Here is a 16,605-nt window from a genome sequence, read left to right on the forward strand (position 1 = left end):
TATTCGCCTCGCAACTATGTCACGATTCGTGACACTCTCACGCCGACACGCCCTGGCCCTCCTCGGCGTCGGCGTCGGTGGCGGCGGCCTCCTCTGGCACACGCGCGCCGGACCCGAGGGAGACCTCGGTCCCGAGACGAGGCCCGCGGCGACCGACGCACACCTCGAGGAACTGATCCGCGGAAACACGGCCTTCGCGACCTCGCTCCTCCGGCAGTTCGCGGACGACGAACCGAACGCGAACGTCCTCTTCTCGCCGGTGAGCATCGCCGCGGCGCTCGCGATGGCTCGAGCGGGCGCCCGCGAGGAGACTGCCAACCAGCTGACCGAGACGCTCGAGTTCCCGCCAGAAGAGGACCTCCACCCCGCCGTCGGCGCGCTCCTGTACGATCTGAACGAACGGGCCGAGAACGCCGCCACCCCCGGCGTCGTCGACCGAATTCGTGGCGGTCGCGAGTTCGAACTCTTCGTCGCCACCGCGCTGTGGGGCCAGGACGGCTATCCCTACCGCGAGGAATTTCTAGAGACCCTCGAGTCGAACTACCGCACGGGCCTCCGCAACGTCGACTTCGTCGGCGATCACGACGGCGCTCGAGGCGAGGTAAACGAGTGGGTCGAGGAGGCGACCGACGGCCGGATCGACGAACTCCTCCCCGCCGAGTCGGTGACCGAAGACACGCGGCTCGTGGTGACCAACGCGGTCGCACTCTTTGCGGACTGGGCCGAGGCGTTCGATCCCGACGACACCCGCGAACGGACGTTCACGGCGCTTGATGGCTCGACCGACGAGGTACAGATGATGAGCCAGACCGAGGACTTCCCGTACGCCCACGGTGAGGACTACCAAGCGATCGAACTCCCGTACGTCGGCGAGGACGTGAGCATGGTGATCGTCGTTCCCCGGCCGTCCGAGGCCGCTCCCGACGCGGATGGGACCCGCGAGGCTTTCGAGTCGTTCGAGGCCGACCTCGACGCCGATCGAATCGCTGGAATTTTCGACGCACTCGAGAAGCGAGAGGCGATGATCCAGCTCCCACGGTTCGAGTTCGACGTCGAGTTCGAACTCGCGGCGGTCCTCGGCGACCTCGGCATGCCCGACCCGTTCGATCCGGAGCGGGCGAACTTCGAGGGCGTCGCGCCGACGGAGGCCGGATCGGACGATCTCTTCCTCTTCGACGTCTACCACGAGGCGTACGTCTCCGTCAACGAGGAGGGAACCGAGGCGATCGCCGCGACGGGGTTCTCCGGTGGACTCGAGTCCGGCCCGCTGACGGTGACCGCAGACCGGCCGTTCCTGTTTTTCGTTCGAGATCGGCCAACCGACGCGATACTGTTTCTCGGGCGGGTCGTCGACGCTGAGAGCGCACAGTAGCGCCGTCCAACGCTGCACTGCAGGGTCGAACCGACGCACCCACGAGTTCGACCCCGCAATCGACGCGTGGGGAGGGAGTCAGCCCTGGTCGCCGGACGAGTCGACCGGTCACCACGGGACGAGGTATTGTCAAAATGCAATAGTGGCCGATCCTCGAACGAACGCTACAAAAACTCGTTGTGGGTTCGTATGGGTTTATTTGGCCAAAACCAACGATGTTGGCCGACAGCTTTTACTCCGAAACGTCCGGATGTAATACATAGATGAAACGTTACTTCAAGTATTTTGAAATGTGTTTCGGCTCGAATAGTAACGGCGGACAGGTGTGTGGACTCACTCGAGGGGGATCGGGTCGTGTCGTTCGATAACACGTCGAGTCTGGCGGATAGCCAGGAGATCGACGACGACGTAGAGACCGACGTCGACACGTCGGACGTCACGAACCTCGAGGGGAACGCCGACTACGACAACGACGACGCCGCGGAGATGCAGGAGTCGATCGCCGAACTCGGCGAGAGCACCGACGAGATCAGCGACCGACTCGAGGAGATACACGACGAGGCCTCCGAGCAGTACGAGGCCGTCATGCAGGTCGCAGAGGAGATGTCGAGTCTCTCGGCGTCCGTCGAGGAGATCGCGTCGTCCTCGGAGGAGGTCGCTGCGGCCGGCGAGTCGGCCCGGGACCTGGCCGAAAACGGCCAGGAGTCGGCGACCGAGATCGGGACCGCGATGGAGGAGATCCGGGAGACGGCAAACGAGGTCACCCAGGACGTCACCGCGATCCAACAGAGCGTCGCGGAGATCGACGAGATCGTCGAAGTGATCAACGACATCGCCGATCAGACGAATCTGCTCGCGCTCAACGCCTCGATCGAGGCCGCTCACGCCGACAGAGCGGGCGACGGCTTCGCTGTCGTCGCTTCGGAAGTGAAGTCGCTGGCCGAGGATTCCCAGGCGCGGGCAAGCGAGATCGAAGCGATGATCCGCGAGGTCGAACAGAGCACGGCGACGGCGGTCGAGAGTTTAGACGAAAACAACGAACGTATCGAAGCGGGAATCGAGTCGATCGATCGAGCGGTCGACACCTTCGACGAGATTCACGACACCGTCGAGGACGTCTCCGACGGCATCTCGGAGGTCGCCACCGCAACCGACCAGCAGGCCTCGAGCACCGAGGAGGTCGCGAGCATGGTCGATCAGACGGTCGAAAGCGCCGAGAGCATCGCCGAGGACACCGGCGCGATCGCCACCGAAGTCGAGTCCCAGACCGAACATATCGAACGAATGGATCGCACGCTCGAGCACCTCGTCGACGACTTTGCACCGGACGCGGCTCCGTCGCGATGAGGTCACCGAGTCGGCGAATCGATTTCGATTGTGTGACGTGAACGCGGGATTAGTCGGCGAAAAGTCCGTCGACGACGACGTCGATCAGGAGATCGCGGGTCTCTTCGTACTGCGGTGAGCAGTCGTCGACCGGGAACGCGTCCTTACACTGGCTGACGAAGATCAGCATTCGGAACAACGAACTGATCGCCGTCGGATCGTCGTATCTGAACGTGGGATGGTCGGTCCACTCCTCGGCATATTTGAAATCCCGCTCGCGGATGTTCTCGCTGAGCGCTCGCTTTTCGTCGTCCGAAAGCCGATCCTGAAGTGAGTGGAGTTCGCCATCGACGACGAACCGGTGAACGAGCGGGTTCGTTTCGACCTCCTCGAGCAACGTTCGGAGGGTGAGCCGAACCTGCTCACGTGGCGAATCGACGTCGGCGATCGATTCGGCGATCGTCTCGTCGAGGCAGTCGCGTTCCCGGATCAGTACCTCGGCGTAGAGCTGTTCTTTCGAGTCGAAAAATTGGTAGAACGTGCTCGTCCCGATACCGACCGCCTCGGTTATGTCTTTGATCCGCGTTCGCTCGAGTCCGAACCGCGCGAACAGCGCTCGCCCCTCCTCAAGGAGATGTCCCCTGATGCGGTCGCGTTCCTCGTCGCTGAACCCCTTCATCGCGCTAGTCGTCGGATTATCGGTCGACGGCGTGTGTGTTTCGGTTCTACCGTGTTCTGAGACCCCTCGTCCGGTGTCGTGGACGTGTTTTGGTGTGTCTCGGCCATGGAATACGTTGGTATACGAACTCATGAATCAAAACATTTTTTATTTCTGTGTTTCTCTATCCAGTATGGACACGTTAGGAATCGAACGTAATCGTGGCCGACAGCGTCCGTACGGCGAGTACACCAACGGACTCTCGGACGATTGTCAGCCCGATCGGCGGCACGGTCGGTGGAGGGTCGGTGGATGAACGGGCGAACGGCCGGAATCGTCGTCGTCGCCGCGCTCGCGGTGATCGGCGGCGCGGCCGGTCTCGCTCTGGCGGGCGGATCGACCGCAGCCGATCTCGGCGAGAACGGCACGGTCGAGTCGGTCGCGGACGAGGGTGTCGACGACGGCGGATCCGGGGAGACCGTGACGAAATCGGTTCGAACGGAGAGTCAACCGACGTTGCAACAACAGCAACCGCCGTCGGGTGAGCTGACGCTCATCCGCGGGGAACCCGACCTCGAGGTCCACGCCCCGGAGCCGAAGGTCCAGTCGGGACAGACGAACGAGGTTCCGCTGCAGGTCTCGAACAGTGGCCATCTCAGGCTCGGACCGGCGGATCAGCGCGAACTCGTGACGACCGCCCGGAACGTTCGCGTCGACGCCGACGCGAGCGGGACCCCGCTCACCGTCGAGAGCGGCGAGGTGTCGGTCGGAAGCGTCACCGAGAACCAGCCCAACGAGGCCCCGATCGCGGTCAGCGTCCCAGACGACGTCGACGCGGGGACGTACACGATCGACCTCGACGTCTCCTACTCGCATACCTACCAGCGCTCCGGAAACGGTGTCACCGACGATCGGTCCCGAACCTGGTCGACGTCAATCGACGTCGAAGTCGACGACGACGCCCGGTTTACAATCACTGACGCGAAGACCGATGCACAGGTCGGCGACTCCGGGACGATGGAAGCGACCGTCGAAAACGTCGGTGACGAGACCGCACGCGACGTCACCGTCGTCCTCGAGTCCTCGAGTGCGGGCTTCGCGTTCGGCGAGAGCGCACAGGATTCGGCGTGGATCGGCGAACTGTCGCCCGGCGAGTCGACGACCGTCGAGTACGACGTCGCCGTCGCGCCGAACGCGCCCGTCCGCGGCTACACGCTCGACGGCACCGTTCAGTTCAAGACCGACGACGGTCTCCAACGCGTCGACGAGAGCCCATCGGTCGGCGTCACTCCGAACGCCGAACAGCAGTTCTCGGTCACTGACGTCGAATCCGATCTCCACGTCGGCGAGGACGGCGATCTCCACGGCGTTGTCACCAACGACGGCCCGGCAGACGCACAGAACGTCGTCGTCCAGTTCACCGACGAGTCGCCGAACGTGATCCCGATCGAGCAGGGCGTCAGCGTCGGCTCGCTCGAGGCCGGCGAATCGACCTCGTTTCGGCTCCCGATCGAAGTGAGCGGTGAGGCCGAACCCGTCGCCCGGACGATCGATCTCGGCGTCCAGTACCGGAACACAGCGTTCGAACAGCGCTTCTACGAGGACGTCGAGGTCGTCGCGGACGTCGAACCGAAACGCGACCAGTTCGAGGTAGACGTCCTCGAGCGGGAGATCGCCGCCGGCGACGAGCACCACGTCACCGTCGAGGTAACGAACAACCTCGATCAGACGGTGACCGACGTCGAGGCGCGGCTGTTCGCGGACGACCCACTCGACAGCGACGACGACGAAGGGTTCGTCGAGGAACTCGAGCCAGGGGAGTCGGTGACGATGACCTTCCACCTGAGCGCCGACTCGTCGGCAGCCGCGAAGACGTATCCGGTCTCCGTCGACTTCCGGTACGACGACGAACGAGGGAACAGTCAGCTGTCGAATACGATTCGGGTCGCGATCGACGTCACGGAAAGCGGCGGCGGGTTACCCGGATTCCTGATCGGAACGATCGTCCTGACCGGCCTCGGACTGGGTGCCGGCGCGTACGTCTACCAGCGGAGATAGAAGGACACGATGATAGATATCGGAGCGCGGATCGAGGAGGCGACGGCCCGACTCAACGAGACGATCGTCTCCCGATCGAAGACGATCATCGTCGTCTTCCTCGTTCTCACCGCCGTCTTCGCCGGCGGAATGGCCGCCATCGAATCCGAGGAGGGAGAGATGGATGCGTTCACCGAGGGCATTCCCGAACAGGATGCCCTCGACGCGGTCGACGAGGAGTTCGAAGGCGCGTTCGACGTCGGCGAGGAATCGACGCAACTGGTCCACACCGGCACCGACGTCCTGACTCGCGAGGAACTGGTTCGATCCCTCGTCGTCCTCGAGCGAGTCGAACAGCGCGACGACCTCCGAATGGAGTCGGCCGACGGGCCGGCGACGGTCGTCGCACAGGCGATCGACCCAGAGGCGGAGACCGCGGCCGAACAACGCCGCGTTCTCGAGGGGGCAACGAACGCCGAGGTCGACCGGACGATCAGAGCGCTCGCCGACGATCCGGCGTTTGCGAGTATCGTCTCCGAGGACTTCAACCCGAACGAGGCCTCGGCGTCGGCGGCGATCATCGTGATCGACCACGACGTCCCGGGCGAGTTCAGCGACGACGACCTGACCGACACCCAGCGAGCCGTCGAATCGATCGCCGACGACGAACCGACGGATCTGCGTGCGTTCGGCTCCGGGATCGTCGACGAGGAGTTCGAGAACATCATCGAGGACTCGATGGCGATCGTGATGCCGATCGTGGTCTTGCTGTTGCTCGCGTTTCTGGCGGTCGCCTACCGCGATCCGATCGACCTCGTTTTGGGGCTGCTCGCGCTCGTGATGACCGTCGTCTGGACGTTCGGATTCCTCGGCTACGCCGGGATTCCGTTCGGACAGATGATGATCGCCGTCCCCGTCCTGTTGCTGGCGGTCGGCGTCGACTTCGGCATCCACATCGTCAACCGCTATCGCGAAGAGACCGTCCAGGGGTTCGAACCGGTTGCAGCGATGCGGACCGCGAACAACCAGCTCATGATCGCGTTCGTCATCGTGACGACGACGACGGTCTTTGGCTTCGGAGCGAACGTCGTCTCCGATCTCGCCCCGATTCGCGACATGGGGATCGCCTCGAGCGTTGGGATCGTCTTTACGTTTCTCATCTTCGGACTCTTCTTGCCCGCGGCGAAACTCGAGGTCGACCAGCTCCGCGATCACTTCGGCGTCCCCGAGTTCGGCTCGACGCCGATCGCCTCCGAGGATTCCTCGTTCGGCCGACTGCTGTCGGTCCCGGCGATCGCCAGCCAGCGCGCGCCGGTCTTTTTCGTCGTCGTCCTCCTGCTGGTGGGCGTCGGCGCGGCGGGGTACGGCGCCGGTGTCGACACCACGTTCGACGAGGACGACTTCCTGCCGCCGGAAGAACAGCCGGGCTACGTCGACCACGTGCCGGAACCGTTCGCCCCCGGTGAGTACACGATCACCGGAACGATCAATCTGCTCGAGGATCGGTTCGCGACGAACCAAGACGAGTCAGTGACGATATACGTCGAGGGGTCACTCGAGGAAGATCACGCGCTGGAAGCGCTCGAGGCGCCGAACGACGATCCACCGAGTAGCCTGGCAGTCGGTGACGGCGGACAGGCGGAGGCCCAGAGCATCGTCACGGTGATCCACTCCCACGCCGAACAGGATCCCGAGTTCGCCGCACTGGTCGATCGAAACGACCGAAGCGGAAACGGGGTTCCCGATCGGAACCTCGATCGGGTGTACGACGAACTGTTCGCCTCACCAGCCGGCACGGAGGCCGAACGATACCTCACGGACGATCGCCGCGGCGCGAAACTCGAGTACGCGGTCGATGCCGACGCCGGCCAGAGCGAGGTCGCAGCCGACGCCGGCACGCTCGCCGAGGACTTCCGGTACGGATCGACTGCGACCGGCGAGATCGTCGTCTTCGACGCCGTCAGCGACATCATCTTCGCGTCGGCGATTCAAGGGATGATGCTCGCGGTCGGACTGACGGCGGTGTTTCTCGTGATCGCGTACGCAGTGCTCGAGGGACGACCGTGGCTCGGCGTGGCCAACGTGTTCCCGATCGTCATCGCGGTCGCGTGTCTGATCGCGACGATGCGGCTGCTCGGTATGCCGCTGAACGCGCTCACGGCGACGATCCTCTCGATATCGATCGGAATCGGAATCGCCTACTCCGTCCACACGACGGCGCGATTCATCGACGAGTACAACCAGCTCGCCGAGCCGGTGCCCGCGCTCACGACGACGCTCTCGGGCACCGGCGGCGCGCTCGCCGGGAGCATGCTCACGACATCGATCGGAACCGGTTCCCTCGCGTTCGCGATCACGCCGGTCCTGGGCGATTTCGGTCTGTTGATGGCACTCAGCGTGTTCTACTCGTTCGTGGCGTCGATCGTCGCGTTACCACCCACGCTCATCCTCTGGGCGAGGTTCGCCGACTCGACTGACGGTCTCAGTGACCTCACACAGCGACTCGGGATTCGAGAGTAGCAGTCGGCGCTCGGCCGACGGCGTACCATCACACGTTGGAAGCGACCTTTTGACCGGTCGTCCACTTCCACGGACAATGATCCCACTGACTGCGGAACCGACGATCCGCCGCGACGAAGACGATGACGAGGGCGAAGCCGACCTCGAGGACCGCCTCGACTCCCTCGAGCGCGAACAGACACGACTCGAGCGGACGGTGTCCGGACTCGCACGGGAGTCGAACGTCTCGATCGGGGGTTCCTGTCCGCACTGCGAGGAGGCCTACATGATTCAGCGAACCGACTCGATGTACTGTCCAGCCTGTCGAAATCGGACGGGCATGTGACCGAACGCCAATCAGCCAGTCAGCCAGGTTCGGCGGAGCAATTCGAGGTCACCACCGGCCCTGAAGTTCGTCTGTCAACCGTCGCCTGAGACGGATCACGACCACGACTATCGTTACCAACCACCATTACCACGTCCTTTTACATGACCCGCTCCTAGCCCCGGCTATGACCGACCCGACGCGGCGCAATCGGCTCGACGAAGAGGAGAGTCCGTATCTGCGCCAGCACGCCGACAACCCCGTCAACTGGCAACCCTGGGACGACGACGCACTCGAGGCCGCCCGCGAGCGAGACGTTCCCATCTTCCTCTCGATCGGCTACTCCGCCTGCCACTGGTGTCACGTGATGGAAGAGGAGAGCTTCGCCGACGACGAGGTCGCCGAAATCCTCAACGAGGAGTTCGTCCCGATCAAAGTCGACCGCGAGGAGCGCCCCGACGTCGACAGCATCTACATGACGGTCTGTAATCTGGTCACCGGCCGGGGTGGCTGGCCGCTGTCGGCCTGGCTCACCCCCGACGGACGGCCGTTCTACGTCGGGACGTACTTCCCGAAAGACGAAAAACGCGGCCAGCCGGGATTCCTCGACGTCCTCGAGAACCTCGTCGACTCCTGGGAGACCGACCGCGAGGAGGTCGAAAACCGCGCTGACCAGTGGACCGAAGCGGCCCGGGATCAACTCGAGGAGACGCCCGCCTCGATCGGCGCGGACGAACCGCCGACGAGCGACGTCCTGATTCGGGCCGCCGAGGCGGCGGTTCGAAGCGCCGACCGCCAGCACGGCGGCTTCGGCGACGGCGGCCCGAAGTTCCCCCAGCCCTCTCGGCTCCGGGTGCTCGCCCGCGCGTCCGATCGAACCGGCGAGGAGCGCTACCGCGACGTTCTCGAGGAGTCACTCGACGCGATGATCGACGGCGGGCTGTACGACCACGTCGGCGGCGGCTTCCACCGCTACTGCGTCGATCGCGACTGGACAGTTCCCCACTTCGAGAAGATGCTCTACGACAACGCCGAGATTCCGCGGGCACTGCTCGCCGGCTACCAGTTGACGGGCGAAGACCGGTACGCCGACGTCGTCGCGGAGACGATGACCTTCCTCGAGCGCGAACTCACCAACGAGGAGGGTGGCTTCTTCAGCACCCTCGACGCCCAGAGTGAGGATCCCGAAACCGGCGAGCGCGAGGAGGGCGCGTTCTACGTCTGGACGCCCGCGGAGGTTCGGGAGGTCCTCGAAGACGAGACCGACGCCGACCTGTTCTGTGACCGGTACGATATCACCGAATCGGGGAACTTCGAGGGGACGAACCAGCCCAACCGGGTAACGTCAGTTTCGGAACTCGCCGACCGTCACGACCTCGACACGGACGAGGTCCGGGACCGTCTCGACGCCGCTCGAGCGCGGCTATTCGAGGCCCGCGAGAAGCGACCGCGACCCCGTCGCGACGAGAAGGTACTCGCCGGCTGGAACGGGATGATGATTTCGACGTGTGCCGACGCCGCGCTCGTCCTCGGCGAGGACGACTACGCCGAGATAGCGGTCGACGCCCTCGAGTTCGTCCGCGATCGACTCTGGGACGCCGATTCGGAACGACTCTCCCGACGCTTCAAGGACGGAGACGTCAAAGTCCAGGGCTATCTCGAGGACTACGCCTTCCTCGCACGCGGCGCGCTTGGCTGTTACGAGGCCACCGGCAACGTCTCTCATCTCGCGTTCGCACTCGACCTCGCCCGCGTGATCGAAGAAGAGTTCTGGGACGAAACCCGCGGGACGCTGTACTTCACGCCCGAGAGCGGCCAGTCGCTGGTCACGCGACCGCAGGAACTGGGCGACCAGTCGACACCCTCCGCCGCGGGGGTCGCCGTCGAGACCCTGCTCGCACTCGACGGATTCGCAGACGAGGACTTCGAAAGGATCGCCGCAGAGACCCTCCAGACCCACGCCAACCGCCTCGAGACGAACGCACTCCAGCACGCGACGCTCTGTCTCGCAGCCGACCGCCTCGAGTCCGGCGCGCTCGAGGTGACCGTCGCCGCGGACGAACTCCCCGCGGAGTGGCGAGACCGGTTCGCCTCGCGACATCTGCCCGACCGGCTGTTCGCACGCCGACCCTCGACCGACGACGAACTCGAGGCGTGGCTCGACGAACTCGGTCTCGAGGACGTACCGCCGATCTGGGCCGGCCGTGAGGCTCGTGACGGCGAACCGACGCTGTACGTCTGTCGCGACCGGACGTGTTCGCCGCCAACCCACGACGTCGAGGACGCACTCGAGTGGCTCGAGAGCGAACCCGAGTCGGGATCCGACGCACCGATATAACCCGACCGACCGGCGGTGTTCCACAACCGATCCGCCGTCGGAACCCGGATCAGAAGGGCCACTACCCGTAGGTTTATTCGACACTCGTTCCTCTAGAACGGTCACGATATGAGTATCGACACGAGGACGATCGGCGGATGAACGCGGATTTACCGACGATCGAAACGGGAGTTTCCGGGCTAGACGAGATTCTCTACGGCGGACTGGTGACGGGCAGACTCTATCTCGTCGTCGGGAGACCTGGAACCGGGAAGACGCTTCTGGGGATGGAGTTCCTTCAGACCGGGATACAGGCCGACGAGACCGTTCTCTTCGTCCACGGCGAGGAGTCGCGATCGGAGATCGTCGCGAACGCATCGAGTTTCGGCATCGACCTCGACCCGGCGAAATTTCTCGACCTCGGACCTGACTCCGACTTTTTCGACGCCGACAACGCCTACGATCTGGTCGATTCTCGAGATCTCGAATCCGAGCAGTTCATCGAGGAGATCCGGGAGGCGATCGAGGAGATCAACCCTGACCGGGTGTTGGTGGATCCGATCTCACAACTGCAGTACCTCGAGCCCTCGGAGTACCAGTTTCGCAAGCGGCTGATCTCGTTCATGCGCTTTTTGAAGGGGCGCGGAACGACGGTGGTCGCGACGATGACCCCCGCCGCGTCGCGAAACGACAACGAGGTTCGCTCGCTGAGCGACGGCATCGTCGAACTCGAGCGCGGTGACGACGGGCGACGGATCTCAGTGCCGAAACACCGCGGGATCGGCCAGCAGGATGGCACGCACGGACTCGAGATCAGGGGGAACGGACTCGAAGTCTACCCGAGCCTGATCCCGTCGGGCCCCGCGAGGGAGTTCGGCCCGGAACGGCTCCCGTTCGGAATCGACGAACTCGACGCGTTGCTCGACGGCGGCCTCGAGCGGGGAACGGCGACGTTCGTCGCCGGTCCGACCGGAGTAGGAAAATCCACGGTCGGAACGCAGTTTCTCAGCGAAGCCGCCAGTCGCGGCGACGATCCCGTCGCGTACCTCTTCGAGGAGTCACCGAAGACGTTCGTCCATCGCTCGGAGTCGATCGGCATCCCCATCGACGAGATGGAGGCTGCAGGGACGCTCGCGATCGAGGCCGTCGAACCCCTCACGCTCTCGGCCGAGGAGTTCGCCCAGAACGTCAGAGAACGCGTCGAAACGACGGAGACGGAAATCGTCATGATCGACGGCGTCGAGGGATACAAGGTCGCCCTCCAGGGCGAGGAGAGCAAACTCGGACGAAAACTCCACGCGCTGATTCGCTACCTCAAAAGCGAGGACGTCGCCGTGCTCTTGCTCGACGAAACCGACCAGGCGGCAGGTATGCCGAGCGCGACGAGCGCGAACATCAACTACATCGCCGACAACGTCGTCTTTCTCAACTACGTCGAGACCGACGGCGAGCTTCGGAAGGGGATCGGCGTCCTGAAAAAGCGAGCCGGGAACTTCGAGCGGACGATCCGGGAGTTCGAGATCACTCCGGACGGGATCGTCGTCGGGGAACCGCTGACCGACGTCCGGGGGATCCTCGAGGGGACGCCGACGAGCAGGTCGATGGCCGACAACGCAAAGTAGCAACCGCCCGGAGTCGTACTGTGACGTTTTTCGGCTTCTCCGAGACAGACCAGCAGACGTACGGAGGAATCGATCATGAGTGAAGACGACGGGACGATCCAGCTTCTGATCGAGGACGACGCGAACCGAACGGCGCTCGCAGAGCTTCTCGAGGAGCGCTACGAGGTCCGTACGGACGACACCGAGTTGACCGGCGACGTCGTCCTGGTCGACGACCGCTCGCTCCCGACCTACCGTGATCAGGTCCAATCACTCGAGGCAGCCTCGTCGTTTTCGCCAGTGGTTCTCGTCCGACGAGAGGGGACCCGCCTCGATCTCGATTCGAACAGCGACCATCGGCTGGTCGACGAGGTCGTTACGGCACCGGTTCGCGAAGCGATCCTCCACCGCCGGCTCAGGAACCTCCTCGTTCGGCGCCGACAGTTCGAACGACTCGAGGAACAGAACGAACAACTCGAGCGGTTCGCGAGCGTGGTGAGCCACGACCTCAGAAACCCACTCCAGGTCGCACAGGGCCGTCTCGACCTGCTCGAGTCGTCGGTAGCCGACTCTGAGCGAGAGCACGTCGAGCACGCCCAGGAGTCCCTCGACCGGATGGATTCGCTCATCTCCGACGTCCTGGCGCTCGCTCGAGAGGGAAACGAACTCGAGAACCCAACCGAGGTCCAGCTTTCGACCGTCGTCGCAAACGCCTGGTCGGTCGTCGCGAGCCAGGACGCCGACCTCGTCGCCGTCGACGAGGGCGCGATGGTCGTCGCCGACACCGACCGACTCTCGAGTGTCTTCGAGAACCTGTTTCGAAACGCCGTCGAACACGGTCGAAGCGACGTGACGATAGAAGTTGGGACCACTGCCGACGGCTTTTACGTCGCCGACGACGGGCCCGGAATCCCGCCCGAGAAACGCGACGACGTCTTAGAACGGGGGTACTCGTCCGCCGAGGGGACCGGTCTCGGACTGGACATCGTGACCTCCGTCGTCGACGCCCACGGCTGGGAGCTTTCGGTCGGCGAGAGCGACACTGGCGGTGCCCGCTTCGACGTCAGCGGCGTCGAACTGGTTCGAGCGAGTCGGGCGTAACCGTCCCCATTAGGCCCCGAGGGCTGCTTCGATCTCTCGAGCCAACCAGATTGCGGGCGGAAGCTCCTCTTCTTCGACGAATCGGGTGATCTCCTCGCCGTCACCGTCTGCGCCGGCGGGTGCGCGTTCGACGACGATAGTCGGAATGTACTCGATGTCGTACTCTTCGACGCCGGGACCCTGTTTGTCCTGGTCGACCGCAATCTCCTCGATGCGCTCACCGGGAACGTCGGCCGCCTCGAGTGCCGCGCCAAAATCCGGGAGCAGTTTGCGACAGTCCTTACACCAGTCGCCACCCCAGACCCGGTAGACGAGTTCGTCGTTGTGTGCGTCGAGCGTGTCGACGGCGTCCTCGTAGGAGGCTGCGTCCCACGTCGGGTTCGGGTTCATCGTCTCGAGACTCATACGGATCGATTGCGTGGCAAGGGGCTTAACGACCGTGTTTCTCGAGGACGACTGTGTGCCGACGGACGGTGAATCGTCGTCGGCAGATGGATTTTCAAACGTCGGCCTCGATAGGACAGTCGATGGCAGTCGACCCAGCAAAGTTCAAAGCCCTCCGGAAGAAGTTAGATCGACTCGTCGAATCGGCTCCGATACGCGAGGAGAACCGAGAGTTCGTCGTGAACAACGTTCTGGGTCCGGCGTTCAGCGAGATGGACGATTTGATCGACGACTCGAGGCCGCCGCGGCTCTATCTGTTCGGGCGCTCGGGTGCAGGAAAGTCGTCGCTGATCAACGCCCTCGCGAACAAAGATGCCGCGGAAGTGGGAAGCGTCGAGCCGACGACCGTCGAGTCCGAACTCTATCACATCTCCTTTCCCGATCGGTACGCGAGTTGGGACGTCGTCGACTCGCGAGGACTGTTCGAGAGCGTCCCGCCGGACGGGGACGTCCCCGCCGACACCGTCTCGCTCATGAAGCGGGATCTCGAGGAGCACCGTCCCGATATCGCGATCCACGTGATGACCCCGGATCACGTCCGGGCCGGCGAGGAGGACTTCGAGACCGTTGCACGGCTCCGCGACGAGCTCGGCGCCCTGTTTCCGCCGGTCGTCTACTGTCTGAACAAGGTCGATACGCACCTCTCTCCGGGCGGCGACTGGCCGCCGGAGACGAACCCCTCGCTCGCCGGGGATATCAAGGCGAACCTGGATTTCGTCTCCCGCGTGCTCGAGGAACCGGAGCCGACGGCCTTCGAGGAGAACCAGCCACTGCGTGGCTACGAGTTCGATTCCGAGGAGAACGTCGGCGTGGTCCCGACGTACGTCAAAGACGAGCCCTACTGGAACGTCGAGACCCTGTCGTGGTTGATCGGCGATTTTTTGCCGATCAGCGCGCGATTGCAGTTCAATCAGGCCCAGCGCCGGGAACGGCTGATGCGGAAGATGGCCCGGAGCACGACGAATCGGTTTAGCTCGATCGCCGCCGGGATCGGCGCGACGCCGATGCCCGTCGCCGACATCGTCGTTCTGAGCTCCCTGCAAGCGGGGCTCGTTGCACTCATCGGATCCTTCTCCTGTCGGGAACTCGAGTGGGCGACCGTCCAAGACTACACGAGCGCAGTCGGCGTCTCGGCCGTCGGCGGGCTGGGGGCTCGAGAGGTCGCGCGGTCGCTCGTCCAGCTTGCACCCGTCGGCGGACAGGCGATCTCCGGGGCCGTCGCCGCCGGGACGACCTGGGCCATCGGCCGATCCGCGGAGGAGTACTTTTTCAACGACAACGTGGTCAAACCGTCCGGGTTGTTCGAGAAGGGGAAAGAACGATTCCGAGACGCGAAGTTCCCATCGCGATAAGCAGTTTGGGACGCGATGTTCCTGGACTGGTGATCCGAAATGTGGCGGTGTCGGTACGTCAGACCGCCGGGTACGATCGAGTGTGCATTGATTTTGCAGTGATGCCCTCGAACAGTTCGTATACCACTCTTCGTCTACTCGAGAAACGGGACGCACAGGACCAGCAGTCACCGAGGCAGCTATTGATTCGTCCGAAGCATGCCAAAAATCGCCTGCTGAATATAGAGCATGAGTGCAGCACGATGGTTGGCTTTATTCCACCCTTCCAACGCATATATACCCGAAAGAGGCTTTGCGAATGTATCGCCGTCTGTAGGATCGACGCTGTACCGGGGAAAAAGATATATCGACGGGAAGAATGTCATGGATATGACAAAAGCACGTCTGTATTATGCATCGTTAGCCGTCTGTGGTGCCATTCTTGGAGGAATGGGGCTCTCTAGTGTCGTATCTGGGAGTATAGCTCTTGTCCCAGTGCTTCTCTCAATTGGCGGCATCGGAATGATCGCGGGAGTGGTCTACGAAGTATTCATCTCATCTCCCTCTACCGACACTGGTCCCGATGATCGATTAGTGTGGTTTACAGTAGCTATGGCCGTAGTTGGCGTTATTGCTGGAGTTTGGTCGCTGATTGGATAGTCCCCAGCAATAACTGCTCACCCTGCATTGACCGATTTTCACTGTCGCAATTCCAGCCGAATCTCTGGCAACATTCGCGCCTTGAGTTCAGCATGTTTCGCTCAATCTATCCAGTAGTTGGCAGAAAGAGCCTGCAACATCCAGAGCAAATGTTCAGCATAAAACCACGCAGTCATCTTTGAGAGCGTCAGAACGTATCGTCAGGGAGACGTTCCCTATTGTCGCTGAGCAATCGAACTATCGGTTCGATCTCTTCCCAGTTTGGCCCCTTTACGATATTCTGTTTATCCCTGTTCCACACGATGTAATCCATGTCGTCGAGTTTCGGGAGGTGATGGTGAACCAGCTCCAACTCTCGTTTCTCGTTCTCTCGCGCATCCTTCTTCGTCACAACCTCTGGTTGCTCCACTGGATTGTGATCAAGCAGTTCCAACAGTATCTGCCGGCGCGTTTGATCTCCGAGGGCCTCGGCAATGTTGTCGAACCCCATGCGTACTCTCACGTTCCTATACAGGCGTGCCACACGTGTCCTTCCAGTGCATGGTGCACAAGGTTGTTAAATAGTAGCACCCGCCACCGTAGTCCTCTGGCTGGGAATGAAGGCGTTCAGGAGTCCTGAACCTGCTTGAACTCCTCATCGAGTTCTTCTGTCATCGCAATGAGCGTGTTCTCAGTGAGTGTTACAATCGCCCGCCGTAGTCGCTCTGTGACGGCCTGATCGGAGATATCAAGGTCATTAGCCAGATCCTGCGTTGACATTCGGCGGGGAATCGAATAGTACCCACCCTGAACAGCGCGCATCAACGTATCACGCTGGGCCTCTGTCACCCCGTACCACATCCCAGTTCCTGGGCGGACTGCTCTATTGAAAACGCCATACGGCACTGGAATTAGAGCGTTTCACTGAGGCTTTCGATGTTGTGAACAGCAAACA

General features: G+C 62.8%; 13 protein-coding genes and 1 pseudogene. 10 read left to right on the forward strand and 4 right to left on the reverse strand.

Translation table 11 applies throughout. From position 1 onward, the window contains the following. Positions 1-28: 28 nt before the first annotated feature. Positions 29-1,372 carry a serpin family protein gene (locus tag FYC77_RS13060; protein ID WP_162354527.1) on the forward strand — a complete coding sequence of 448 codons (1,344 nt, stop codon included), beginning with the start codon at positions 29-31 and terminating at the stop codon, positions 1,370-1,372. A gap of 396 nt (positions 1,373-1,768) precedes the next feature. Beyond that, on the forward strand, positions 1,769-2,719 hold the full coding sequence (locus FYC77_RS13065) for a methyl-accepting chemotaxis protein (RefSeq protein WP_394349019.1): 951 nt from the start codon (positions 1,769-1,771) through the stop codon (positions 2,717-2,719). Positions 2,720-2,768: 49 nt separating this feature from the next. Here the strand turns inward: FYC77_RS13065 and FYC77_RS13070 are convergent, their stop codons facing one another. Next, positions 2,769-3,377, reverse strand: a complete 609-nt coding sequence (locus FYC77_RS13070) for a TetR/AcrR family transcriptional regulator (protein WP_149081941.1) — start codon at positions 3,375-3,377, stop codon at positions 2,769-2,771. 291 nt (positions 3,378-3,668) lie between these two features. Here FYC77_RS13070 and FYC77_RS13075 point away from each other — a divergent pair, with 291 nt between their 5' ends. The 6 genes from FYC77_RS13075 (at position 3,669) to FYC77_RS13100 (ending at position 13,236) form a co-directional block, all read left to right on the forward strand. Next, the gene (locus FYC77_RS13075) at positions 3,669-5,414 is read left to right on the forward strand and encodes a COG1361 S-layer family protein (RefSeq protein WP_202911835.1); all 1,746 of its coding nucleotides are present in this window, start codon (positions 3,669-3,671) and stop codon (positions 5,412-5,414) included. A gap of 9 nt (positions 5,415-5,423) precedes the next feature. Then, a complete protein-coding gene (locus FYC77_RS13080; RefSeq protein ID WP_202911836.1) occupies positions 5,424-7,913 on the forward strand; it encodes an efflux RND transporter permease subunit in 2,490 nt (829 codons plus the stop codon). A gap of 76 nt (positions 7,914-7,989) precedes the next feature. Beyond that, complete coding sequence (locus FYC77_RS13085; RefSeq protein ID WP_149081942.1) at positions 7,990-8,238, forward strand: hypothetical protein; 249 nt, start codon at positions 7,990-7,992, stop codon at positions 8,236-8,238. 166 nt (positions 8,239-8,404) lie between these two features. Beyond that, positions 8,405-10,555: a thioredoxin domain-containing protein gene (locus tag FYC77_RS13090; protein WP_149081943.1), complete on the forward strand. Its 2,151-nt coding sequence runs from the start codon at positions 8,405-8,407 to the stop codon at positions 10,553-10,555. A gap of 137 nt (positions 10,556-10,692) precedes the next feature. Further along, entirely contained in the window at positions 10,693-12,156 is a 1,464-nt protein-coding gene (locus FYC77_RS13095; RefSeq protein WP_149081944.1) for an ATPase domain-containing protein, read from the forward strand. A gap of 75 nt (positions 12,157-12,231) precedes the next feature. Next, positions 12,232-13,236, forward strand: a complete 1,005-nt coding sequence (locus FYC77_RS13100; protein WP_149081945.1) for a sensor histidine kinase — start codon at positions 12,232-12,234, stop codon at positions 13,234-13,236. Positions 13,237-13,245: 9 nt separating this feature from the next. On the opposite strand, the gene FYC77_RS13105 is transcribed toward FYC77_RS13100, so the two are convergent. Continuing rightward, positions 13,246-13,641, reverse strand: coding sequence for a TlpA family protein disulfide reductase (locus FYC77_RS13105; RefSeq protein ID WP_149081946.1), 396 nt, complete (start codon positions 13,639-13,641; stop codon positions 13,246-13,248). Positions 13,642-13,763: 122 nt separating this feature from the next. Between FYC77_RS13105 and FYC77_RS13110 the strand changes: the two genes are divergently transcribed. After that, positions 13,764-15,032: a GTPase gene (locus FYC77_RS13110; protein ID WP_162354528.1), complete on the forward strand. Its 1,269-nt coding sequence runs from the start codon at positions 13,764-13,766 to the stop codon at positions 15,030-15,032. A 228-nt stretch (positions 15,033-15,260) separates the two neighbouring features. Next, positions 15,261-15,671, forward strand: coding sequence for a hypothetical protein (locus FYC77_RS13115; RefSeq protein ID WP_238386943.1), 411 nt, complete (start codon positions 15,261-15,263; stop codon positions 15,669-15,671). 187 nt (positions 15,672-15,858) lie between these two features. On the opposite strand, the gene FYC77_RS13120 is transcribed toward FYC77_RS13115, so the two are convergent. Both FYC77_RS13120 and FYC77_RS13125 read right to left on the reverse strand, forming a co-directional pair. Further along, a complete protein-coding gene (locus tag FYC77_RS13120) occupies positions 15,859-16,161 on the reverse strand; it encodes a hypothetical protein (protein ID WP_149081948.1) in 303 nt (100 codons plus the stop codon). 116 nt (positions 16,162-16,277) lie between these two features. Continuing rightward, positions 16,278-16,532, reverse strand: a pseudogene (locus tag FYC77_RS13125) (helix-turn-helix domain-containing protein); the annotation flags it as partial. Positions 16,533-16,605: the final 73 nt, after the last annotated feature.

It is taken from the genome of Natrialba swarupiae, assembly GCF_008245225.1.
Classification (GTDB): Archaea; Halobacteriota; Halobacteria; order Halobacteriales; family Natrialbaceae; genus Natrarchaeobius; species Natrarchaeobius swarupiae.